Genomic DNA, 23,761 nt, shown 5'->3' with positions numbered 1-23,761 from the left:
GCCCTCACTGTCGTTACTGGTATCCTATGCTAATATACAATTACATGTTACATAAATAGCGCCTTCTAAGATTAGCTGTAATATAATAAAAAAACCTTATAATAAACAGTAAATTTATTTTAACTGTCTACTATAAGGGGAGTATATCAATATATATTTTGCGCCTGTTTTTAGTATTATTTATACACCTGTAGAGCCAAAGCCTCCACTGCCGCGGTCAGTTTCTTTTAGCTGTTCTACAAACTCTATGTTAACTTGATATATTGGCACAAAGACTAACTGTGCAATTCTGTCACCGTTTTTAACTTCTATCGGAGTAGGACCCTCATTTCTTATAAGTATTTCAAGTGGTCCACGATAATCTGAATCTATTACACCAACTGCATTTTGCAGCGTAATACCATTCCTATACGCTAGACCGCTCCTCGGAAATACCAGGCCTACAATATTTGTATTATCAATCTCCAGGGCTAAACCTGTTGGGACTTTCACCCATTTACTTGGCTCTATTATTATCGTTTCGTCTACGCAAGCTGCAACGTCTACCCCTGCTGAACCTTTTGTTGCATAGAACGGACTTGGTACACTATTGCCAACTTTTTCTGATAGCTTTTTAAAGCGTACTGTTATATCATTTTCCACAATCTATTGTCCTCTCCGTCTCAATTCTTCTAGTTATAATCTATGTCATCAAAAGGGCCAATCGCCGCTATTGTGCTTTTATCTTTGAATACTTGGTTGCAGACATCTTTAGCATGCTCTAGTGTAACTTCATTAATTTTCGCTATTGTTTCGTCTAAATCGATTTGTTTTTCTAATAGGAGTTCATTTTTACCCAATCTATTCATCCGGCTAGTTGTACTTTCTAGACTTAACATCAGCATTCCCTTTAACTGCTCTTTTGCTTTATTTAGCTCTTCTTTAGAAATACCATTATTGTGTAAGTCTTTATATATTGAAGTAATTACTTCAATGGCTTCTTTTACATGCTTAGGAGAAGTTCCTAGATATGATACATACATACCATTGTCATAAAAAGCAGAGTGGTATGAGTATACAGAATAAGCCAATCCCCGTTGTTCACGAATCTCCTGGAACAGACGTGAACTCATACTGCCACCTAAAATATTGTTGATTATTGCTAAGGTGTACATGCTTTTATCGCCAACGGCATAACCATTGTTTGCCAAACAAATATGGGCTTGCTCGGTTTTTTTGTTTAGTACTACTTTGTTTTTTAGTAGACTGATCTCGTTTTTGCTTGGTTTTGGTCGTTCGCCTTTTAATGAACTGAATAACGATGCGACTTTTTCAAAAACAGAGTCGTTAACATTACCTGCAATTGTAATGACTATATTATTTGCAGTGTAGTTCTCACTTATATAATTGACTATCATTTCTCGGTTGAGGTTATGTAATACTTCCCTGGTACCTAGTATTGTGCTTCCTAGTGGATGCTCTCCAAAGCTTGCTTGCCCAATTAAATCATGCACCAGATCATCAGGGGTATCCTCATACATTGATAGCTCCTCTAATACAACTCCACGCTCTTTATCTATATCTGCTTCGTCAAACTTAGAATTAAAGAACATATCCGCTAGAACTTCAATGGCCAAATCAAAGTGGTCATCAATCACTTTAGCATAATAGCATGTGTATTCTTTAGAAGTAAGTGCGTTGATTTGTCCTCCGATGCTATCAAAGGTTTCAGCAATTTGTTTTGCCGTCAACTTTTCTGTTCCTTTGAACATCATATGTTCAATAAAGTGAGATATCCCATTATTACCTTTAGCCTCGTGCCTTGAGCCTGCTCCTATCCAAATTCCAAGGGATACAGATCGTACCGTAGGAATTTTTTCAACTACTATGCGTACTCCATTTTCTAAAGTCTTTTTTTCAATCAATGTAAGTCCTCCAATAATTCTAAGATAATTATTTTTACTAATGAACAAATCTTGGTATTAAATATACCAGAATTCTCAAGGAAATCCAATGGTATCAGATTGTATTGCGATATCATTTCGCTGTGATGATAACAATTCACTTACAGTAAGTAGTTTATAACCCTTTTCTGACAATTTTGGAATCATAGTCTTTAATGCCTCTACTGTAGGTTCAGTTGGATGCATCAAGACTAACGCTCCATTTTCTGCTTTAGGCACTATTCTGTTGACTATTGTGCTAGGTGCTGGCCTTTGCCAGTCAATAGTATCTAAAGTCCATAGCACAGTATATTTATCCAAGCTATGAGCAACATCGACTACTTGCTGGTTAAAATCTCCTGACGGTGGTGCGAATAACCTAGTCGTAATATGCGGTAAGGTTTTTTGGATAATTTGATCGGTTTTTTGCATTTCCCATGCTAATTCTCGTTTGTCTAATGTGCTCATGTTTCTATGAGTATAAGCATGGCTACCGATTTCATGTCCTGCAAAATAGATGCGGAGAAGCATTTCATGATTTTTTTCTACCCAGTCTCCTGCAACAAAAAATGTAACCTTAACATTATTTTCTTCTAAAATTTCTAATATATTCTCTATCCATTCTGTTCCCCAGGAAACATTAATCATTAACGCCATTGCCTGTTTTTGTGAATTACCTCGATATATGGGTACTGCACCTAGGTCTTTAAGCTGTACTTCTGGCTCCCATTGACGATACTGAAATTGCACATCTTCATTTCTTTTAGCAGACAATGCTTTGTTCAAGGTCTTCTCTATATCTACTTCTATTCCATTGATACCTGGAATACCCTTCCATATAGAATCAATTCTTGCATTTTCTGCTTCAAACTTTTTTTCCCTAGCATAGCTTTCGATAAAATTACGAATTTCATGGTCTAAATGTCTTTGAATTGTCACTCCTTCTAATGTAACACCCATTGAGACACCAAATATTGACCGCTGTAAGCGATCTGAAACGTTCCATGTGCTTTCTATTACAATAATCATAATTATTAATGTTATGAAGGCTGCGATTGCTTTTTTAGGTAATTTAAAAGAGTAATATACATCCTTTCCCATCATATCACCACTTTTCCAGCATACTTTCTAATATTGTATGCGCTAAAAAGTCTACTATGAAATTGACAAAAGAAAAAAGCAAGCTATTTTATTCTGCTTGCTTTTTGATATTCTTTTCATCTTTTAGATAGGCTTTATGTGATATTTTCACTTTACCTTGAGCATCTATTTCTGTTACCTTAACCATTATTGTGTCGCCGACATTGACTACATCTTCAACTTTATTCACGCGATCTTCAGAAAGTTGAGATATATGCAGGAGGCCTTCTTTATTAGGTATAAGTTCAACAAAAGCTCCATATTTCTCAACCCTTGTTACCTTACCTAAGTATGTTTCGCCTATTGCAACCTCTCTTACAATATTCTCAATTAGTTGTTTAGCTTTCTGCCCACTTTCTAAATCTGTGGTTGCAATGTATATTTTACCATCTTGCTCGATATCAATTTTCACTCCAGTTTCTTCAATGATTTTGTTAATCATTTTACCACCTGGACCGATGATATCGCGGATTTTGTCAGGTTTAACCTGGAATGTGATTATCTTAGGAGCATATTTTGATAGTTCTGATTTAGGTTTATCAATAACCGATAACATTCTATCTAGGATATGATTTCTGCCAGCCTTTGCTTGCTCTAGTGCTTGAACAAGAATGTCCTTAGTAATTCCAGAAATCTTCATATCCATTTGTAAAGCTGTGATACCATCTCTAGTACCAGCAACCTTGAAATCCATATCTCCTAGAAAATCTTCCATACCTTGAATATCACTTAGAACAGCTACCTTATCGTTCTCCATAACTAGTCCCATGGCAATGCCAGCTACTGGCGCTTTAATTGGCACGCCCGCGTCCATCATCGCTAATGTACTTGCACATATAGCAGCCTGTGATGTAGAGCCGTTAGACTCTAATATTTCAGATACAAGACGAATTGTGTATGGGAATTCTTCTTCATTAGGGATTACAATCTCTAATGCGCGCTCACCTAATGCTCCATGTCCAATTTCACGTCTTCCCGGTGGTCTTAATGGTCTTGCTTCACCTACAGAAAACGGTGGGAAATTATAATGATGCATAAAACGTTTAGATTCTTCTAGTCCTAGTCCATCTAATATTTGTACATCACCTAACGGTCCTAGTGTACAAATACTAAGGGCCTGTGTTTGTCCCCTTGTGAATAGTCCAGATCCATGAGTTCTTGGCAATATGCCAACCTCACTGGTAATAGGTCGTATTTCTTCTTTTGACCTACCATCAGGTCTTATGCCTTCTTCAGTAATAAGTCGTCTAACTTCCTTCTTAATTAGCAAATCTAATACTTCTTTTACATCAGATAGCTTTGATTCGTCTTCTAAGACATCAGTAAAATGTTCCACAGTTTCTTGTTTTACTAGATCAATCTTTTCTTGACGCTCATGCTTGTCTTGTGTTTGAATTGCTACAGACATTTTCTCCAAGGCAAAGGCTTTAACCTGCTCTGAAACTTCTGCATCTGGCTCAGCTAAAGTAACTTCCATTTTTTCTTTGCCAATTTCTGCAATTATCTGCTCTTGAAATGCCACTAATTCCTTAATCTTCTCATGACCAAAAAGTATCGCTTCAAGCATTACTTCTTCCGATATTTCCTTGGCACCTGCTTCAACCATGTTTACAGCGTGCTTCGTGCCTGCGATAACTAAATCAAGGTCACTCATAGCCGCTTGTTCAATAGTAGGATTAATAATAAACTCATCGTTAACCCTGCCGACTACAACACCCGCGATAGGTCCATCGAAGGGAACATCTGATATCCCTAGTGACACTGAAGCCCCGAGCATAGCAGCCATTTCTGATGAACAGTTTTGATCTGCTGATAATACGTAAGTAACTATTTGTACTTCATTACGAAATCCATCAGCAAATAAAGGACGTATTGGTCGGTCAATTAAACGTGATGCTAAAATTGCCTTCTCACTTGGTCTACCTTCACGCTTAATAAATCCGCCTGGAATCTTACCTACTGCGTACAAACGCTCTTCATAATTTACTGTCAATGGAAAGAAATCAAGATTTTTCGGCTCTCTAGATGCCGTTACTGTTGCAAGAACAGCAGTATCTCCATATCTAACTAGGACTGAGCCGTTTGCCTGCTTAGCTAGTTTTCCACTCTCAACTGTTAGAGTACGTCCTGCTAAATCAATTGAAAAATTCTTCTCTGTTGCTTGTTCCATAATATGTATTTCCTCCTTTCACCCTAACGTATATTCTACATAAAATATAGTTTTCCCTGCAAGAATAAAAAATAAACTTAAAAAAGCGGGATTTATCCCGCTTTTTAATGCATTACTTACGTAAACCTAAGCTTCCAATCAAGCTACGGTAACGATTAATATCTTTGTTCTTTAAGTACGTTAACAGGTTACGACGTTTACCAACCATTTTTAGAAGACCACGACGTGAATGGTGATCTTTTTTGTGTGTGCGTAAATGATCGTTAAGATAGTTAATCTTCTCTGTTAATATGGCGATTTGTACCTCTGGTGATCCTGTGTCATTCTCATGAACCTTATAGTTATCTATAAGCTGAGATTTACGTTCTGTATTAAGGGCCATATTTTTCACCTCCTTTTTAATGTAAACTCCAAAAGCCCAGTATATCGTCGGAGTTGTCAATACCCGCGCTTAAGGTCTACTACTTGACGAAGTATAACACATAACATTCAGAAAGTAAACATATCTTTCGTTTTCGTTCATGCCATTGTTACATAACTTCGATTATTGATCTGTTAAATTAGAAAAATGCATATCCCGTTTCAACAATAAACAATAAATATACTAAAAGAATAAAAGTAATAAGCATCCATATATCCTCTTTTGAAATTTGAAACTGGTATTCATATAACTCATCCGTCTCAACCTGTTGTAAATATTCCTCTATATAATCCAACCGTTTAAAAGAATTTACTAAAAATGAAATTATAATATTAGAAATCCCTTTAATATTAATATTAAATATGCTTTTTTTATCAGCTTTCAGGGATTGCATACTTTCTGAAAATTGTTTTTTCATCTCTGGACCAAGTACCTTAAGTTCGTTAACTACACACATAATGACTTTAAGGTGATCTGAAATAGGTACTCCCAAACGTTTTAACGGAGATAACAACTTATCAAGCAATCCGATAAACGATTTCATAGAAGTTGATTGGAAATACAAACTTCCAACATACCATAACAAAAACAATTGAAACATCCTAAGTGCAATGTCAGAAATCTGCTGGTGATAAGCAAATACTTCATTGCCTGAAAACCAAAAAATAACCGTACTTATAAAAAAACCAAACATATACGGTAACAAGACTATAATGCTATATGCGGCAAAACTTGTTAAAATGGTGCGTGGACGAATTCGTAAGAGGATTGTAGTCACGAATAAAAAAACCGTTAGAATGACAAAACTATACGTGTCACGCAGTAGAAATGGAATGGTACTCATGATTAGAGCAATCAAAAATTTCAAACCACTATCAAGCTGTGGAGATACACGAATATAATCCGTTTTTTCATCTTTTATATTTTTAATATCTTTTGACAGTTCCCCTGTACTCATAGTAAGACACCCGACCTATGCTGTTTTGTTTGCTTCGAATAGTCCTTTTTTTCGTATTTCATCAATTGCAATTTCCGCTATACTCCCCGTGATGTATCCTGTTATGACGGATGAGACTAGCAGCACAGGAAGATAATACAATATAACAATTTGACCTAAGATAAATGACGCTACAACGACTTGTGACGTGCTGTGAACAATCGCCCCAACAATACTAATCCCTTTAATGCTAAACATATTCGAAAATCTCTTGTATAAGATAGTCATTACAATCGCACTTGCAATGCCTCCTGTTAAACTAAATGCCAACATCATCACGCCTCTTGTTAGCATTGCAACAACAATACTACGAACTGCAACTATAAAAAGAACATCTCGAAAATTCAAAAAAACAATCCCTATGATTGTTACAATATTCCCCAAACCTAGCTTAACCCCAGGAACAGGTACAGGAACAGGGATAAATGATTCTAGAAAGGAAATCAATATTCCATTCGTAACGAGTATAATAATGATTGCATATCGTTTATATTTACTCATATCGTCAACCTTTGCTAAGTATGATAAGAAATCAGTTGCCAATTTATCAATTCTACTAAATTACGATAGTAAACTATATTGTTACTATTGTTTTCGATGGTAGACAAGCAGCTAATTGTCCTTGCTGCGTTAGCCATCCAGTATGAACACAAACCTGGTCTGGACACTCTGATGATTGAAAACGAATCCTGCCTGGTTGCGCCTCAATGACAACAGTAATCGCTCCTTCAATCTGTACAATTTTAGAATCTTTTATCTTATGCAGGTCAATCTCTCGAATTAGCTTGCCGTCCTGTCTAATTTCAGCTATTAAAACATCATCTTGCTGAGCCATGCCTCTAGTAGAATTCCATAAAAACAAGGCACCAGCAACCACTCCTGCAAATGCAAGTGTAACGAAGTCTCCTCGTTTCATTTTCCTTGATGTTTCCATTGCAAATTGCCTCCAATTCTATTAAAAGCAGGATACGATTATCTCAATCTATAATTCCCATTCACGATTCTCAGTAAAAAGTGCATAGTTAAATAGATAATATCGAAAAAACTAGACTTCGTCAAGAAAAAAAGAGAACCCCTTCCTAAAGGGTTCTCTTTTTTATATACAGTTACTTATTACTCAGCAACCGTAATCTCTGTTACCATTTGCGCTCTTGGGTCACCCTCAGCTAGTGACGGATCAGCTGCGATCATAATCGTCTTGATATAGCCTGGTGTATCAGTCATAGTAGCTCCAGTTACTACATCAGCAATTACAGCGCCTTCAGCTCCTAATTGATCATAAGAAGCCTGTAATTGTGCTACTGTCTTGCCATCGATAAATGCTTCGATAGCTGCGATTTGATCTACGTAAATACCACCACGGTCAGCTAAAGATAAACCATAGTTAGCTCCGTTTAGTTTCTTAGAACTCATTACATAGCCTTCAACAAATGTTGGAAGCAATTTCGGTTCGTCAACTTCAAATACTACGTTAGTTCCGTCGTTCTCGAAGAAGTATAATTCATCAACATACGATTTAGCAATTACTTGACCGTTCATAACAGCCCATCCTAATGTTGGTGCTCCATGAGCATCGTAATAAGCTAGTTGAACTTTAACAACACTTGGGTTAATTACTTCAAATGCTTCATTGTTCAATGCATTTTCTGCTGCTAATACGATTGTTTTCAAGTATCCACCATTGTCTACAAAAGTTGCTCCTGTAGCTGCTTGAATATCAGCTTGAATGCTTTCAGAAGCTAATGCTTCATTCAATTCAGTAATTGTTTTACCTAATGCAAATTGTTCAATTTTAGCTAAGTTGTCAGCTGGCAATACTGTAGATCCAGCTCTTTCCATAGCTGCACCGTAGAGGTCACTATTTGTTGGATATTTCTTTGACGCTAAAACAAACTTAGGATCAACAAGGTAGTTAGTCCAACGTCTTTCGTTATCAACCGCAGGAAGCCCTACATAACCTTGCTCTATATTGCGCGGGAATAATTCATCCATGTAAACTGCAACGATTTTCTCGTCAGCATCTACAACAGCAGCTGCATGTGCCATTCCGCCATCATGAGCACTATAGAAAGCAACGCCAAGCTTAACTTCTTGTAAAGCAACTGGTTGTGCAAGTTTGTCACCTACAGCCAATGATGGATTAGCTGCAATCATTACTGCTTTAATATATCTCTTCGTATCGGTCATAGTAGCACCTGTTACTACGTCAGCTACTACAGCACCATCAGCATCAAGTTGGTCATATGCTGTTTGCAATTGAGCTACTGTTTTACCAGTAATAAAGTTTTCAATCGCTGCGATTTGATCAACATAGATGCCACCACGGTTAGCTAAAGAAGCGCCGTAGATTTCGCCATTTGTTTTCTTAGAGCTTAACACATGACCTGGTAATGATTTTACTTCAAACTTTGTACCCGCATCGGATACATCAAATACTACATCATTTTCACCAGTAAAATAGTATAGTTCATCGATAAGTGCTGCTGCAATAACGTTCCCATCAACAACTGCTGTAGCTATTGTTGGTGCACCATGAGCATCATAATATGATTGAGCTAATACTAAATTGTCCACATTGTTAACAGAGAAACTCTCGTTATTCATAGCATCCTCTGCTGCCATTACAATTGTTTTTAGGTATCTGTGGTTGTCTACAAAAGTAGCGCCACTAGCAGCTTGGATGTCTTCCATAGCTGTATCCTTCGCTAAAACTGCATTTAATTCATCAATTGTCTTTCCGATTGCAAACTCTTCAATTTTAGTTAAATTGTCTGCAGGTAATACAGTAGATCCACCTCTTACCATAGCAGCGCCATAAAGATCACTGTTAACTTCAAGTTTCTTTGAAACTAACGTGTCGTTAGGGTTTACTAAGTGTTGCGTGATTCTACTTGAATCTGAACCTGGCAATCCTAGGTATCCTTGGCTTAAATTACGATAGAAAAAATCGTCCATATAAGCGTTAAGGATCTTACCGTTCTCGTCAACTACCGCAACTGCTGAAGCCATCGCCCCGTCATGAGCGTTATAATACGCCATGCCAAGTTTTACTTCACCAGGGTTGCTAACAACTTCTGTTGCATCATTGCAACCAATTACGGTAAAAGCAAGTGCAAAAATAACTAATACTGCTAAAACTTTTTTCAAAACTCTCCCCTTCTTTCGTGATTAATGTATGTAGCTCAATAATCAGTTTAGTTGTTGGGACAAATGTAATCAATAGTCCTAAATAACTATAAAATCATAATAATTTCACTTTTTTTATATACTTTTTTTAAAATTTACACTCTTACTACTTTACATTTGTTGATTTTTCAGGCTTTTCATTGCATTTATTTATATCTAAAAAATATATTTCAAGCAATTTTGACATTTTTTTAACATTTAAAATGTCAAACAAAAAGAAAAACGTCACATTCATAAAGATGTGACGATACAAATAATCTGTATTTTAATCAATAGTTGCCCCTTGACTTTTCAGCATACTTCCCATTCCCATTGTGAATTCGATGCTATTGTCTGCTAATATCCATAATGCTTCTGCACCTTCATAATTTTCGATGAATTGCTTACTTTCTTCAAAAGGCAGTAAAAACGCTACAGTTGATAAATAATCTGCAACACCTGCATCTTCAGTGACAATGGTGACTCCTCGGTAATGATGGGTAGGCATTAAGGTATCTGGATTAATTAAGTGGTGATAAATTTGTCCATCAACAATAAAGTATCTCTCGTAATCACCACTAGTTACAATTGATAAATCGTTAAGGTATATTGTGTCTAAAATATTTTCTGCCGCTAAGATTGAAATCTTATCAGGGTCTTGAATCCCTACTGCCCAGTACTTATTAATACTATCTAAAGGCTCACCTACAGCACGAACATCACCACCTGCATTGATAATGAATGATTTAAAACCGAGTTTCTTCATCTCTTGGGCTACCAGTTCAGCAGCATAGCCCTTCGCGACAGCACCCACATTAAGACGTAGCTTTTCATCTGCTAAAAAAACAGTACTATTTTCCGCATCAACAATTACGTCATTAATATCCATATGCTCCGCAGCTTCTAACAATAATTCCATTGGTGGTAGTTCCGCATTCCTAGGATTATGCATCCCTTCCTTTCGATAATCGCTCCAAATCTCTAGTACTGAGCCCATTGCAATATTTAACTTCTTCTCACCTTCTTTATACCATTCTTTAGAAAGCAAGATAAGGTCTATTATCTCAGAAGCAACTTCAACCGGTTCTGTGCCAGCATTATCATTTATTGTTTTAATATTATTAACACCTTCATATGTGTTGTATTTATCAAAATATTGATGAAGTTCAATAAATCGCTCTTCAATTCGCTCCATATACTTTTGAAACTCTTCTTCTGTTTCCGTAAATCCTACGATATGCACTACTGTATCAAAAGTGTCAAAAAAACTCCCACGGAATCTTTCATATTGGAGTTCCTCTTCGTCCGGTTGGTTTACTGTGGACGGATTACACGCTGATAGTAACAATACCATACTCAGCAGAACTAACAGCAATTGATTACGTACATTCTTCATGCCTCTCCTCCTTGATTTTTGTTTCATAGGAATAATTAATCCCTCTTGAACATAAAATACCCCCAAATACATGAGGGATTACGATACACCTAGAATCGACGGTAATTATAACATACCATACAATAATTTGAAAATAGCACTAAAGTTTTTTGTAGATGTTACGTGCTTGTTGAATATCTGTGTTAATCTGCTCAATTAATTGTTCTTTAGAATCAAATCGCCTTTCTTCGCGTATGTATTCCATAAACTCAATTGATACATGTTTTCCGTATATATCCTCGTCAAAATCCAATATATGAACTTCAACAGATGATTCTTGCTTATTCTTGTGAAAAGTTGGTTTGCAACCAATATTGAGAACACCCAAAAATGCTTTATCGTTGTATATCACTTTGACTGAATAAACACCGTACTTCGGTAAAAGATAGTCATCCGATAAGCTAATGTTGGCTGTTGGAAATCCTAGTGTTCTTCCACGTTTTTCGCCATCAATGATATGTCCACGAATCTGAAGATCTCGGTTCAATAAATGTTTCGTTTCTTTCATGTTGCCTGCTAGTAGCAATTGCCGAATTAAGCTACTTGATACTTTCACGTCTCCATACATAACAGAGGGAACTGTTAAAACATCAAAACCATGCTTCGCTCCGTCTTCTAGTAATGTCGCTGCTGTCCCCTGTCCCGCTTTGCCATATTTGAAATCTTCACCAACAACAACATCAATAGCCTGTACTCGACGAATATAGTTTGTAACGAATTCAGTAGGTGTTATTCTTGCAAAATCCATATTAAAACCTACTAGATATATTATCTCAACACCTAAAGAGTTTAATATTTCTTTCTTCGTTTCCCATGGAGTTATTAATTTTTGATAATCCTTATTATCCATAACCACAGACCTTGGATGGGGATAAAAAGTCATCATTGCACAAGGTACTTGCTTTTTTACCGAGATATTTTTTGCCTCTTGAATTAATTTTTGATGGCCGATATGTACACCGTCAAAATTTCCTAATGCTAGGCAAGTTTTTGTAGCAATCGAATCTACGGATTCAGAATTAATACGAACTATCTGGGTGTCACTCATTTTCAATCACCTCTTTAAATACTTTCTCAGCTTTCCATACAGCATTCTCATCATTTATTTCTATTAATTTATAGAGAGCAAAGAAAGTACCACAATCGTCATAAACACGAAATAGCTGATTGACTTTTAATTGTTGTTGTTCAAAAGGATAGCTTCTCAGATTCGCCACATAGCGCATGCCATTTAAAACTTTCTTTGTCCAATCACTTGTTAAATGAATTGCTGGCAGGCGCAAAAGTGGGCGATCGATAGGAATTAAAAATTCACGATAGCACTTCTTGGCTGCAAATTCTTTTATTGCTTCCAGTGTAATGCTATCTTTAATAGTAAACTCAGCTGACTTAGTTCTGACTAATGAATGCATACATGCTGGTAAGCCAATTAATTCTCCAACTTGCACACATAACGTACGTACATACGTGCCTTTTGAACACGTAACTCGAAAAGAAATCAATGGATAGCTTATGTCATTAATCATTGTCGTTGTTATATCGAGTATTTCAAAGGAATAGATAGTTATCATTCTCTCTAAGCGTTCGATTTCAATTCCTTTACGAGCCAATTCATAAAGTTTTTTTCCCTTGATTTTAACTGCTGAATACATAGGCGGAACTTGTCCAATGTCGCCAGTAAGCTGATTGAATACTCGTTCCAAAGCATCTACGGAAGGAATTGCTGCATTTGTAACATTGTCTAATAGCTCTCCCGTAAGATCTTCAGTTGTGGTGCTAATTCCTAGTACCAGTTTCCCTTCATATGTCTTTGCTCCGTCCATAATTAGGTCAGTTAGTTTGGTTGCTTGGCCTATAGCAATAGGTAACACACCTGTCACCTGAGGATCAAGAGTTCCAGTATGACCGATTTTTTTAGTTGAAAGGACTTTCCTAAGAATCGCAACAACATCATGAGATGTCATATCCGTTGGCTTATTTACATTTACAAAACCATGAAGCTTCATTTTAACTCCCGATTATACGTATTTTTTTATCTCGTTAAACACAGTCTTTTTTACATTTTCAATTGAATCCATAATTGTACAGCCCGAAGCTCGTTTGTGACCTCCGCCATTAAAAATCTGTGCAATAACACTAACATCCACATATTTTTTTGATCGCAGACCGACTTTTACTTTATCTTGTTCAATCTTTTTGAATGAAACTGCTACTTCTACGCCCTCTATGCTTCTTGGATAGTTTACTAGTCCTTCACTCTCTAATACTTGAGATTGAGAGATTTCATCCGTTACAATCTCTATACTAGCAATCTTCCCTGTTTCATCTACTGTTAATGTTGCTAGGGAATTCTTAAGTACCAATAAATTATCTAAAGTATTAGTTTCAAAAACTTTTTCAGCCACTTCATAAACGTCAATGCCAATATCAATTAGCTCCGAAGCGACACGATGTACATCTGCTGATGTGTTCGAATATTTAAAAGAACCTGTATCTGTCATCAATCCTGTGTATAGATTGATTGCCATATTATAGGTTATATCGATGCCTGTCATCTTGCACATATTGTATATAACATAAGTGGTAGAAGCTGCATCTTCATCAATTATATTAATCGACCCATACTCATCGTTTGTAGGATGATGATCAATATTAATTATGGGTATGCTCAACTGAGAAAGCCTGCTTATCAAACTGGTTCCGATACGTTTGTAATCTGCACAATCTACTGTGATTACAACATCAATCGTCTCTTCTAATTCAGCAGGCATTCTAATCTCGTCAGCCATCGGTAGAAAAAGATATTTATTGGGAATTCTATCTTCATTGACAATCTGAAATTTCTTGTGTAATCCCTCCAACATATGAGCCATTGCTAGTGCCCCACCGATTGTGTCGCCGTCAGGGTTTACATGAGTGACAATTAAATAGTTGTTATTATCTTTTATGAAGTTAACACATTCATCGTATCGTTTTGGATCAATCGCCATAGCTATTAATCCTCATTCAAAATATCCGTCTTGATGTCCGATAGAATTCTCTCAATTTTATTACCATACTCAATAGAGCTATCAAACGAGAATACTATCTCTGGTGTATGTCTTAACCGAATTCGCCTACCCAGCTCCCTACGGATAAATCCTTGAGCTTTTTTTAGACCATCAAGGGAGTCCTGTTTTTGAGAGTCATTACCTAATATTGATATGAAAATTGTTGCCTGCTGTAAATCACCAGTAACTTCTACATCAGTAACAGTAATAAACCCTATCCGAGGATCCTTTATTTCATTTTGAATCAGTTGCGAAACTTCTTTTTTTATTTGTTCTGCTACTCTGTGAACTCGCACATTAGCCATGATTATCACCTCTAAATTAGGCTCTTTCTACTTTTTGCATATCAAACACTTCAATTATGTCTCCTTCTTGGAAGTCATTGTATTTATCGATTGTAATTCCACATTCATAACCAGTGTTTACTTCTTTAACATCGTCCTTAAAGCGTTTTAATGAACTCATTTCGCCCTCGAAGATAACTATTCCATCTCTAATTACCCTTGCTTTTTTATCTCTAATGATTTTACCATCTAAGACATACGAGCCAGCAATGCTACCTACTTTTGATACCTTAATTATTTGGCGTACTTCTGCGTGACCTAAGACTACTTCCTTATACTCTGGATCTAGTAGACCTTTTAACGCTGCTTCTATTTCTTCAATAGCTTTATAAATTATACTGTGTAAACGAATATCAACATTCTCATGTTCAGCTGTTTTCTTAGCATTTGGTTGTGGTCTAACATTAAAGCCAATAATAATCGCATTTGAAGCTGAAGCTAAAATTACATCTGATTCTGTAATTGCCCCTACACCTGTATGGACTGTTTTAACCTGAACGCCTTCGATGTCAATCTTCTCTAATGCTCCCCTTAATGCTTCAACTGAACCATGTACATCCGCTTTTAGTATAACATTTAAGTCCTTAACAGTACCTTCTTTAATTTGTTTATATAAATCATCCAAGGTTATTTTATTGGATATTCCTAGTGTCTCTTGTCTTTCTTTCATCTGCCTTTTTTCAGCTATGACCCTAGCAGTTTTATCATCTTCTACAACAATAAATTGGTCACCAGCATTAGGCACCTCAGACATACCAGTAATCTCCACAGGCATAGAAGGATCTGCAGTACGTACACGCTTGCCCTGATCATTAATCATAGCACGGACTCTACCGTAAGCATTTCCTATAATAATTGCATCACCAATTTTAAGTGTTCCTGATTGAACTAAAACAGTTGCTAAGGACCCTCTGCCTTTATCCAGTTGTGATTCAATTACCGTACCGCGAGCACGCTTGTTTGGATTTGCTTTTAATTCTTCTACCTCAGCCACAAGTAAGACCATTTCTAATAAGTCTTCGATACCCTGATTGTTTTTGGCAGAAATATTAACAAAAATTGTAGAGCCGCCCCATTCCTCAGGAATAAGCTCGTATTCTGTTAACTCCTGTTTAACACGATCAGGATTTGCATCAGGCTTATCAATTTTATTAACAGCTACAATAATTGGAACTCCCGCAGCTTTAGCGTGATTAATTGCTTCCACTGTCTGTGGCATAACTCCATCATCAGCAGCAACTACAAGAATAGTTATGTCTGTAATTTTTGCCCCTCTAGCCCTCATGCTTGTAAAGGCTGCATGGCCTGGTGTATCTAAGAAGGAAATCTTCTTATCATTTACTCTAACCTGATAAGCACCGATATGTTGAGTAATACCACCCGCTTCACCTTCAGTAACCTTTGTATGACGAATTGTATCTAATAATGTTGTCTTACCATGGTCTACGTGACCCATTATTGTTACAACTGGTGGGCGTATCTTTAAATCCTTTTCTTCATCTAACTCAGTAATTGTCTCAAACTCCTCTAAAGGCAGTTCTATCTTTTCTTCAACAGCAACACCATATTCCTCACATATTAAGGTAATTGTCTCTAAGTCTAACTCTTGATTTATTGTTGCCATAACACCTAAAAACATGAGTTTTTTAATAATTTCTGATGGTTCTTTTTTAAGTGCTTTTGCTAAATCACCAACAGTCATATCACCCTTGTATGTAATCTTTGCTGGTGTTTTTGGTGGTTCCGTGTTTACTTTTTTAGGTTGTGCTTGTTTGCCTTTATTATGTCTTTTTGATTTGTTTTTGCGAATTCCATTAATATCCCTAGTGTCGCTAAAACGATCCGTCTTTTTTGACGGCTTTTCCTTTAACGATTCATTTGGCTTATTATATGTTCTTGAGTCTTTCACAGCTTCTGTCGTCTTCGGCTTTTCGCTATGTCTTTTATTTGTTTGCTGCGATGTATTCTGTGGTCTGTTCTGTGTTGTGTTTTGTGCTCTATTATGTGTTGCATTCTGTGATCTATTATGTGTTGTGCTTTGCGCTGTGTTTTGTGATCTATTCTGTGTTGTATTATGCGATCTATTTTGTGATGTTTTTTGCTGACTATAATCACGTCTTTGATTATTCGACGTTCTTGTATCGTTATTTGTACTAGATTGTCTATTTTGTGCTGTATTATTAGCCGTATCGTTGTGTGCTGGCTTCTTATGTCCAGCTGATGCTGATTTTTTGTCAGTTTGCTTTGACGCAGTCTTTGATTTTAGTTGCTTCATATAGTTTTCGATGTCATTAATATCCGACTTATCTATGATACTCATATGATTACCTACTGTTTTATTAAGACGCTTCATGATTTCAATAATCTCTTTTGAACTCATGTTTACTTCTTTTGCATATTCATAAATTCGAATTTTACTCATGGGCACCACCTCCGTAATTTTCCTCAATCATTGACAGTAGTTTTTTTGCAAAACCTTTGTCAGTAATTGCACAAGCACTTCTTGGGCTTTTTCCGATAGCGTTACCAAGACAAGCCTTTGAAAAAAGCACTTTATATTTCACATTGTAATAACTACATTTATCGATAAACATTTTCTTTGTTTGTTCTGATGTGTCTTCTGCTATAATTAGTAATTCAACGCCGTTCCTTTGAATTCTCTTGATAACTGTTTCTTCTCCACTAATTACTTTTCTAGCTCTGTTTGCTAATCCTAGAAAGTTAAGCATTGCATTCATATCTCGTTATTTCCTTTGTTTAAAAGATTATAGCGTTTTATTGAGTAGTCTATTGTCTCATACATCTCTTTGTTAATTTTTGCTTTTAAGCTCTTCTCTAAGCCTTTATTTTTCATTGCTTTATTCAGACATTCCTCATCATAGCAAACATAAGAGCCTCTTCCACTTTTCTTGCCAGTAGTGTCAATGTGTGTTTCATCATCAGGTGTTATAACAACTCTTAGCAATGATTTTTTTGGCATCATCTCTTGACAGCCAACACATTTTCGCATAGGAATTTTACGCTTTTTCATTCCTATCACTCCTCTATAGCAAGCTCATTAGTAATTCCCTCTTCAGTAAATTGGTCCGTATCCGAATCAATTGGCTTCATTTTCCCTTCGAGTACTGCTTGCTTGTATTGAGTCTCACTCTTAATATCTATTTTCCAGTTTGTTAGCTTTGCTGCTAAACGAGCATTTTGACCCTCTTTACCAATAGCAAGTGATAGTTGATAATCTGGAACAATTACAAATGCTGATTTATCATCTTCATTAATTTCTACTTGAACAACCTTAGAAGGACTTAATGCATTAGCAACAAACTCTTTAGGGTTTTGCGACCAGCGAACAATATCAATCTTTTCACCATTAAGCTCATTTACGATTGTTTGTACACGCATCCCCTTTGGCCCTACGCAGGCACCAACAGCATCTACCTCTGGGTTATTAGAGTGAACAGAAATTTTCGAGCGTTGACCAGCTTCCCTTGCTACTGATTTAATTTCTACAGTTCCATCATAGATTTCAGGAACTTCTAACTCAAATAATCGCTTTAATAATCCCGAGTGTGTTCTTGAAACTATAATTTGTGGACCTTTAGTCGTCTTTTCAACTTTAGATATGTATACTTTTAGCCGGTCATTAGGATTGTACATTTCCGTTGTCATTTGTTCGGATACTGGGAGCACAGCTTCTGTTTTTCCTAGTTCAATGTATACGTTCTTTGCGTCTTTTCGTTGAATTAATCCAGTAATTATATCATCTGCACGGTCAGCGTATTCTTCATAGATAATACCTCTTTCGGCTTCTCTAATACGTTGGGTCACTACCTGTTTAGCAGTTTGCGCCGCAATTCTCCCGAAATCTTTAGGAGTTACTTCAACTTCAATAATATCTCCCTCTTGATAAACTGTGTTAATATCCCTGGCTGCATCTAGCGACATTTCCGTGTATGAATCTGTTACTTCTTCTACTACCGTTTTTCTAGCAAACACTTTAACTATGCCATTCTCACGATCTATGCTTACACGCACATTACTCGCTTGATTAAAGTTCTTCTTATAACCAGTTATAAGTGCCGCCTCAATCGCTTCTATAAGCACTTCCTTATTAATACCTTTTTCCTTTTCTAAATCTTGTAACGCGTCTAAAAAATGAATTTTCACCTATAATCACTCCTCTCTTAAAACTTGATTTCCAGTCTGATTTTATCTATATCATTGTATGGTATTTCTAACTGTTTTTTGTCAAGCTTAAGTGTCAGTATGTTGTTTTCAAAGTTTAAGATTGTTCCAACGAATTCCTGAGAATCTTCTATCGGCTTATTTGTCTTTACATACACATATTCATTAATCGCAGCTTGAATGTCATCAGCATTTTTCAAAGGCTTTTCTGCTCCTGGTGAACATACTTCTAGAAAATAACTTTCTTCTATAGGATCTAACTCATCTAGCTTTTTACTGACTTGTTCACTAATCCGACCGCAGTCATCGATATCAATCCCACCTTCTTTATCGATGATAACCCGTAAAAACCAATTAGCACCTTCTTGAGTAAATTCAACATCCACTAAATCCAGCTGTTCCTTCTCTACGATTGGCTTTGCAATGCTTTCTATTAGCTTAATTATTCTCTCTACATTTGCCATTTTAATCCTCCTGTAATTATTTCTATATCTACTTATTATTTCAAATACAGAGTTTTTTAGTTATTTTTGCAATATGTATAAACAAAAGAGTGGGAAATCCCACTCTTTAGCAGTTAAATATGCAAGTTCTTTATAGCATTATAGCATTGACACAGCACTTTTGCAACTAAAATAACTGTAGCTGATTGGTATTAGGTAAATCCTTCAAGCATCCTCTTTCTTTTAATAGCTCAAGAACAGTCTTTGATATTTTACTTTTTTCCTGTAAATCTTCAATCGATAAGATAGTACCTGATTCACTAGCAGCAGCGATTCCTTGCGCCGCCGCTTTTCCTACCCCTGCTAACGATGAAAAGGGTGGTATTAAGCCGTTCTCATGAATAATAAATCTTGTTGCATCTGAGCGATACAATTGAATATGGTGAAATACATAGCCACGTAACGTCATTTCATAAGCAACCTCAAGTACCGTGCAAAGGTTCTTTTCCTTCGTTGATGCTTCATTGCCTTTGTCTTGAATCTCTTTAATTTTAGCTTTAATAGCGTCCTTACCTTGGATCATAATATCTATGTCAAAATCGTCTGCTCTAACTGTAAAATAAGTAGCGTAAAATGCTAGCGGATGATGGACTTTAAAGTATGCAATCCTGACCGCCATCAACACGTACGCCACTGCATGGGCCTTTGGAAACATGTATTTTATCTGCTTACATGACCAAATATACCAGTCAGGCACACTATGTTTACGCATCTCTTGTTCATCTTCCTCCGCTAAGCCTTTTCCTTTCCTTACTTTTTCCATGATTTTAAAGGCTACACTAGGCTCTAAACCTTTATGAATTAAGTATACCATTATGTCATCTCGCGTGGAGATAACCTCTGCTAAGACGGCTTTTTTGTCACGTATTAGCTCCTGTGCGTTATTTAACCATACATCAGTACCGTGGGACAAACCACTTATACGAACTAATTCAGCAAATGTCGTAGGACGTGTGTCTTCTAGCATTTGTCGAACAAACTTTGTTCCAAACTCTGGTATCGCAAATGTGGCAACTGGTGAATTAAGCTCCTTAGGGCACACACCAATAGCGTCTGTACTACTAAATAGACTCATCGTTAATTCGTCGTCAGTCGGTATTTTTGTCGGATCCATACCAGTAATATCCTGTAACATCCTAATTACCGTCGGATCATCGTGACCTAGTATATCAAGCTTTAAGAGTCTACCACTAATCGCATGATAATCAAAATGAGTTGTGTAGTGCTGAGAGTCTTTAGCATCAGCAGGAAATTGAATTGGTGTGAAGTCATATACATCCTTATAGTTAGGTATTACCATCTGTCCACCTGGGTGCTGACCAGTTGTACGTTTAATTCCCGTACAGCCCTTTACTAAACGCTCTACTTCAGCATTCCTGAAAACAATTTGATTCTCTTCTGCATATTTCTGGACAAAACCATATGCAGTTTTATCAGCAACAGTTGAGATTGTACCCGCCCTAAATACATATTCTTTTCCAAAAAGCTCTTCAACGTATTTATGGGCCTTTGGCTGATAGTCACCAGAAAAGTTAAGGTCGATATCTGGTACTTTATCTCCCTTGAATCCCATAAAAGTTTCAAATGGAATGTCATGGCCATCTTTAATCATATTGTGCATACACTCAGGACAATCCTTATCTGGCAAATCAAATCCTGAGCCGATTGATCCGTCTGTAATAAATATGCTATGTTTACAGCTTGGACATACATAATGCGGTGGTAATGGATTTACCTCTGTTATATCAGTCATAGTCGCTACAAAAGACGATCCGACAGAACCCCTTGAACCAACTAAGTAGCCATCAGATAAGGATTTGGTAACAATTTTCTGAGAAATTAAATAGATGACTGCAAAACCATTTCCTATAATACTTTCAAGCTCCCACTCTAATCGTTCCTCTACAATCTTAGGTAATACTTCACCGTAAATCCCCTTAGCCTTTTGATAGCTCATCTGTCTAATTTGCTCGTCTGCCCCTTCAATGACTGGAGTAAATAAATCATCAGGGAAAGGTTTTAATGACTCAATCTGTTCGTTTATTTGCTCTGGATTATCAATTACTACTTCCCTAGCAGCGTCAGAGCCTAGGTAAGTAAATTCATCGAGCATTTCCTGAGTTGTTTTTAAGTATAAAGGCGGTTGGTCAGCTGCGTCAGAAAAACCTTTACTTGCCATTAAAATTTCTCTGTACTTAGCATCATTAGGCTGTAGAAAATGAACATCACCTGTAGCGATGACTAGTTTGTTTAATTTTTTTCCTAATTGATAAATTCGCCTATTATGCTCCTGTAATTCATGCTGACCCTGTACAAGACCTTTCTTAACCAAAAAGTCATTATTGCCTAATGGCTGAATTTCTAAATAATCGTAGAAATTAGCAATATCTTCGATTTCTTGTTCTGGTTTATTCAATAATATCGCTTGATATAGCTCCCCTGCTTCACAGGCAGAACCAACGCAAATGCCCTCTCGATGCTTAATTAATTCAGACCTTGGAATTCGCGGTGTTCGGTGAAAATATTTTATATGAGATAATGATATCAATTTATATAGGTTTTTAAGACCTGTTTGATTTTTAGCAAGCAAAATGCAATGATACGACTTTAGCTTCTGTATATCAACATTTACTACTTTTTTATTTAAGTCTTCTAAATCCATTATGCCTTGCTCAATAAGTCTATCCAACATAGCACAAAATAGCTTACCAGTGGCATGGGCATCAAAAAGCGCCCGATGATGATTTTCTAGTTTAACATCTACTAGCTTACATAATGCATCTAATCGATAGCTTTTTTGCCCTGGCATTAGATAGCGTGCCAATGCGACGGTATCAATTACAGGGTTTGTTAGTGGCTGATGATTAATTAATCGCAGGCTAGTATTGACAAAATTTAAGTCAAAGCTAGCATTATGGGCTACTAATGTTGCATCGCCAATAAAGTCAACAAACTGCTTTAGGATTGCATCTATTGGCGGTGCATTAGCAACCATAACATTTGTAATACCTGTTAGCTTTTCTAGCTTTTCTGGGATTCTCTCTCTAGGTTTTACTAGACTTTGAAATTCATCAATAACTGTATTACCTTTAATTTTAACTGCTGCTATTTCTGTTAAAGAATTCTCTATAGCAGATAGGCCTGTAGTTTCCGTGTCAAATACAACATAGGTTGTATCCATATCTAATGATTGTTTAGTACAATTATAGACAATTGGCACACCATCATTAACTAAATATGCCTCTACCCCATAAATTACTTTAATATTATTCTTAGCAGCTACCTCATAAGCCTCAGGAAAAGCCTGTACTACACCATGGTCAGTAATTGCAATTGCTTTGTGACCCCATTTTGCTGCTGTACTAATTAACGATTTAACACTACTAACCCCATCCATGGAACTCATTGGCGTATGTAAGTGAAGCTCGATGCGTTTGCACTCACTACGATCAGTTCTTTCTGGTAGCTTTATCAATGAGATGTCACGGGCCATCATTATTATTTGCTTCTCATAGGTATCGTATTGTATAAACCCACGGACTTTGATAGCAGGTTGTTCCTTAATATTATTTAGTGCCTCTACTTGGTTGTTATCTTTAGCAAAGACCTTAACTTTAATAGAGTCTGTCTCATCGGTAATATTAAAGCTAACTAAGGTTTTACCACTTTTAAGGGCTCTGGTATCAAAGGAGAAGGCTTTACCAGCTATAACCAACTGATCCGTGCTTTCGTTGATAGAATTAATCGGTTGTGCTTCTAAATCTAGTATTTGCTTACCCATAATTAATGATGTCTCTAGGTTTGTCGTTTTATTAAGTTCTTGTTTACTCTGTTCCTGTTTAAGTTCATGCACTACCTGTTGGACATAGGACTGCTCTAGTTGCTGTTTTTCTGCTAAAAAGTTCTCTAGGCTTTGAGTGCATGATTTTACCCTGATGCTACTAGGGATTTTGATAGATAGGTATTGATTAAGTAATGAATCAATAAGATTACATACATTTCTTGATTCTAGGGTGCGTTTACTGAGTTCATTCTCAGTATCAATATATAATTGCATATTTTCAAACTGTGTGTCAGATATAATACCTTTCACATAGGGCATTCTAGCAATTAATTGTGGCCAAATTAATTCCTGCCAATACTCTCTCGCATCTTGTTCTGCAATTGTATTATGCTCATAATAGAATTGCCATTGTAGTGTAGTTATAGCGGTATACCCTGTTTCAACCAAACTACAGAAGTCTTTTAAAATTGCCACAGGTAAGACCTGTGGCAATTTAATGTGGACAATCCATTGATTATTTCTTTTGTCTATCTCTATTTTTTCTAAGGACGCATCCGTAAAATGTTCTACTACACTGTTCATATGATCACTGTTAGCGTTTTTTATGAGTGTTATGAAATTCTTCTGTCCGTTGGTAATCATATAATT

General features: G+C 36.5%; 20 protein-coding genes. All 20 read right to left on the bottom strand.

All coding sequences use genetic code 11. The features are described 5' to 3' along the window. Window positions 1-180 precede the first annotated feature (180 nt). On the bottom strand, window positions 181-642 hold the full coding sequence (gene dut, locus BHF68_RS03070; protein ID WP_245669618.1) for a dUTP diphosphatase: 462 nt from the start codon (window positions 640-642) through the stop codon (window positions 181-183). 29 nt (window positions 643-671) lie between these two features. After that, window positions 672-1,904, bottom strand: a complete 1,233-nt coding sequence (locus BHF68_RS03065) for a M16 family metallopeptidase (RefSeq protein ID WP_069642148.1) — start codon at window positions 1,902-1,904, stop codon at window positions 672-674. Between the two features lie 75 nt (window positions 1,905-1,979). Further along, window positions 1,980-3,023, bottom strand: coding sequence for a polysaccharide deacetylase family protein (locus BHF68_RS03060; RefSeq protein WP_176719864.1), 1,044 nt, complete (start codon window positions 3,021-3,023; stop codon window positions 1,980-1,982). 88 nt (window positions 3,024-3,111) lie between these two features. Next, window positions 3,112-5,232 carry a polyribonucleotide nucleotidyltransferase gene (pnp, locus tag BHF68_RS03055; protein WP_069642147.1) on the bottom strand — a complete coding sequence of 707 codons (2,121 nt, stop codon included), beginning with the start codon at window positions 5,230-5,232 and terminating at the stop codon, window positions 3,112-3,114. Window positions 5,233-5,344: 112 nt separating this feature from the next. Continuing rightward, complete coding sequence (gene rpsO, locus BHF68_RS03050; RefSeq protein ID WP_069642146.1) at window positions 5,345-5,614, bottom strand: 30S ribosomal protein S15; 270 nt, start codon at window positions 5,612-5,614, stop codon at window positions 5,345-5,347. A 178-nt stretch (window positions 5,615-5,792) separates the two neighbouring features. After that, entirely contained in the window at window positions 5,793-6,611 is an 819-nt protein-coding gene (locus BHF68_RS03045; RefSeq protein ID WP_084019161.1) for an energy-coupling factor transporter transmembrane component T, read from the bottom strand. Window positions 6,612-6,626: 15 nt separating this feature from the next. After that, entirely contained in the window at window positions 6,627-7,151 is a 525-nt protein-coding gene (locus BHF68_RS03040; RefSeq protein ID WP_069642281.1) for a Gx transporter family protein, read from the bottom strand. Window positions 7,152-7,224: 73 nt separating this feature from the next. Further along, window positions 7,225-7,584: a NusG domain II-containing protein gene (locus tag BHF68_RS03035; protein WP_069642145.1), complete on the bottom strand. Its 360-nt coding sequence runs from the start codon at window positions 7,582-7,584 to the stop codon at window positions 7,225-7,227. Window positions 7,585-7,763: 179 nt separating this feature from the next. Further along, window positions 7,764-9,797, bottom strand: coding sequence for a hypothetical protein (locus BHF68_RS03030; RefSeq protein WP_069642144.1), 2,034 nt, complete (start codon window positions 9,795-9,797; stop codon window positions 7,764-7,766). A gap of 304 nt (window positions 9,798-10,101) precedes the next feature. Next, window positions 10,102-11,211 carry an FAD:protein FMN transferase gene (locus tag BHF68_RS03025; RefSeq protein WP_069642143.1) on the bottom strand — a complete coding sequence of 370 codons (1,110 nt, stop codon included), beginning with the start codon at window positions 11,209-11,211 and terminating at the stop codon, window positions 10,102-10,104. 139 nt (window positions 11,212-11,350) lie between these two features. After that, a complete protein-coding gene (locus BHF68_RS03020; RefSeq protein WP_069642142.1) occupies window positions 11,351-12,298 on the bottom strand; it encodes a bifunctional riboflavin kinase/FAD synthetase in 948 nt (315 codons plus the stop codon). Further along, a complete protein-coding gene (gene truB, locus BHF68_RS03015) occupies window positions 12,291-13,256 on the bottom strand; it encodes a tRNA pseudouridine(55) synthase TruB (RefSeq protein ID WP_069642141.1) in 966 nt (321 codons plus the stop codon). The genes BHF68_RS03020 and truB overlap by 8 nt, the downstream gene beginning before the upstream one ends. Window positions 13,257-13,268: 12 nt before the next feature. After that, window positions 13,269-14,240 (bottom strand): DHH family phosphoesterase, encoded by a 972-nt coding sequence (locus BHF68_RS03010; protein ID WP_069642140.1) that lies wholly within the window; start codon window positions 14,238-14,240, stop codon window positions 13,269-13,271. A 5-nt stretch (window positions 14,241-14,245) separates the two neighbouring features. Continuing rightward, window positions 14,246-14,605 carry a 30S ribosome-binding factor RbfA gene (rbfA, locus tag BHF68_RS03005; protein ID WP_069642139.1) on the bottom strand — a complete coding sequence of 120 codons (360 nt, stop codon included), beginning with the start codon at window positions 14,603-14,605 and terminating at the stop codon, window positions 14,246-14,248. Between the two features lie 16 nt (window positions 14,606-14,621). After that, window positions 14,622-17,066: a translation initiation factor IF-2 gene (gene infB, locus BHF68_RS03000; protein ID WP_069642138.1), complete on the bottom strand. Its 2,445-nt coding sequence runs from the start codon at window positions 17,064-17,066 to the stop codon at window positions 14,622-14,624. Beyond that, a complete protein-coding gene (locus BHF68_RS02995) occupies window positions 17,059-17,382 on the bottom strand; it encodes a L7Ae/L30e/S12e/Gadd45 family ribosomal protein (protein WP_069642137.1) in 324 nt (107 codons plus the stop codon). The genes infB and BHF68_RS02995 overlap by 8 nt, the downstream gene beginning before the upstream one ends. After that, window positions 17,379-17,675: an RNase P modulator RnpM gene (gene rnpM, locus BHF68_RS02990; protein ID WP_069642136.1), complete on the bottom strand. Its 297-nt coding sequence runs from the start codon at window positions 17,673-17,675 to the stop codon at window positions 17,379-17,381. Before rnpM ends, BHF68_RS02995 begins: the two co-directional genes overlap by 4 nt. A gap of 5 nt (window positions 17,676-17,680) precedes the next feature. Beyond that, complete coding sequence (nusA, locus tag BHF68_RS02985) at window positions 17,681-18,808, bottom strand: transcription termination factor NusA (RefSeq protein WP_069642135.1); 1,128 nt, start codon at window positions 18,806-18,808, stop codon at window positions 17,681-17,683. Between the two features lie 17 nt (window positions 18,809-18,825). Further along, complete coding sequence (rimP, locus tag BHF68_RS02980; protein WP_069642134.1) at window positions 18,826-19,290, bottom strand: ribosome maturation factor RimP; 465 nt, start codon at window positions 19,288-19,290, stop codon at window positions 18,826-18,828. 166 nt (window positions 19,291-19,456) lie between these two features. Further along, window positions 19,457-23,755, bottom strand: coding sequence for a PolC-type DNA polymerase III (locus BHF68_RS02975; RefSeq protein WP_084019160.1), 4,299 nt, complete (start codon window positions 23,753-23,755; stop codon window positions 19,457-19,459). Window positions 23,756-23,761: the final 6 nt, after the last annotated feature.

The organism is Desulfuribacillus alkaliarsenatis (assembly GCF_001730225.1).
Taxonomy (GTDB): Bacteria; Bacillota; Bacilli; order Desulfuribacillales; family Desulfuribacillaceae; genus Desulfuribacillus; species Desulfuribacillus alkaliarsenatis.
The sequence above is the reverse complement of the archived record's forward strand: the minus strand, read 5'-3'. Positions and strand labels throughout refer to the sequence as shown.

Coding starts and splice junctions, on each gene's coding strand:
- infB (WP_069642138.1), bottom strand. CDS start 17,066: ATGAGTAAAATTCGAATTTATGAATATGCAAAAGAAGTAAACATGAGT.
- rimP (WP_069642134.1), bottom strand. CDS start 19,290: ATGGCAAATGTAGAGAGAATAATTAAGCTAATAGAAAGCATTGCAAAG.
- rnpM (WP_069642136.1), bottom strand. CDS start 17,675: ATGAAAAAGCGTAAAATTCCTATGCGAAAATGTGTTGGCTGTCAAGAG.
- BHF68_RS03035 (WP_069642145.1), bottom strand. CDS start 7,584: ATGGAAACATCAAGGAAAATGAAACGAGGAGACTTCGTTACACTTGCA.
- BHF68_RS02995 (WP_069642137.1), bottom strand. CDS start 17,382: ATGAATGCAATGCTTAACTTTCTAGGATTAGCAAACAGAGCTAGAAAA.
- pnp (WP_069642147.1), bottom strand. CDS start 5,232: ATGGAACAAGCAACAGAGAAGAATTTTTCAATTGATTTAGCAGGACGT.
- BHF68_RS03060 (WP_176719864.1), bottom strand. CDS start 3,023: ATGGGAAAGGATGTATATTACTCTTTTAAATTACCTAAAAAAGCAATC.
- BHF68_RS03020 (WP_069642142.1), bottom strand. CDS start 12,298: ATGAGTGACACCCAGATAGTTCGTATTAATTCTGAATCCGTAGATTCG.
- truB (WP_069642141.1), bottom strand. CDS start 13,256: ATGAAGCTTCATGGTTTTGTAAATGTAAATAAGCCAACGGATATGACA.
- BHF68_RS03040 (WP_069642281.1), bottom strand. CDS start 7,151: ATGAGTAAATATAAACGATATGCAATCATTATTATACTCGTTACGAAT.
- BHF68_RS02975 (WP_084019160.1), bottom strand. CDS start 23,755: ATGATTACCAACGGACAGAAGAATTTCATAACACTCATAAAAAACGCT.
- rbfA (WP_069642139.1), bottom strand. CDS start 14,605: ATGGCTAATGTGCGAGTTCACAGAGTAGCAGAACAAATAAAAAAAGAA.
- BHF68_RS03025 (WP_069642143.1), bottom strand. CDS start 11,211: ATGAAGAATGTACGTAATCAATTGCTGTTAGTTCTGCTGAGTATGGTA.
- BHF68_RS03045 (WP_084019161.1), bottom strand. CDS start 6,611: ATGAGTACAGGGGAACTGTCAAAAGATATTAAAAATATAAAAGATGAA.
- BHF68_RS03010 (WP_069642140.1), bottom strand. CDS start 14,240: ATGGCGATTGATCCAAAACGATACGATGAATGTGTTAACTTCATAAAA.
- rpsO (WP_069642146.1), bottom strand. CDS start 5,614: ATGGCCCTTAATACAGAACGTAAATCTCAGCTTATAGATAACTATAAG.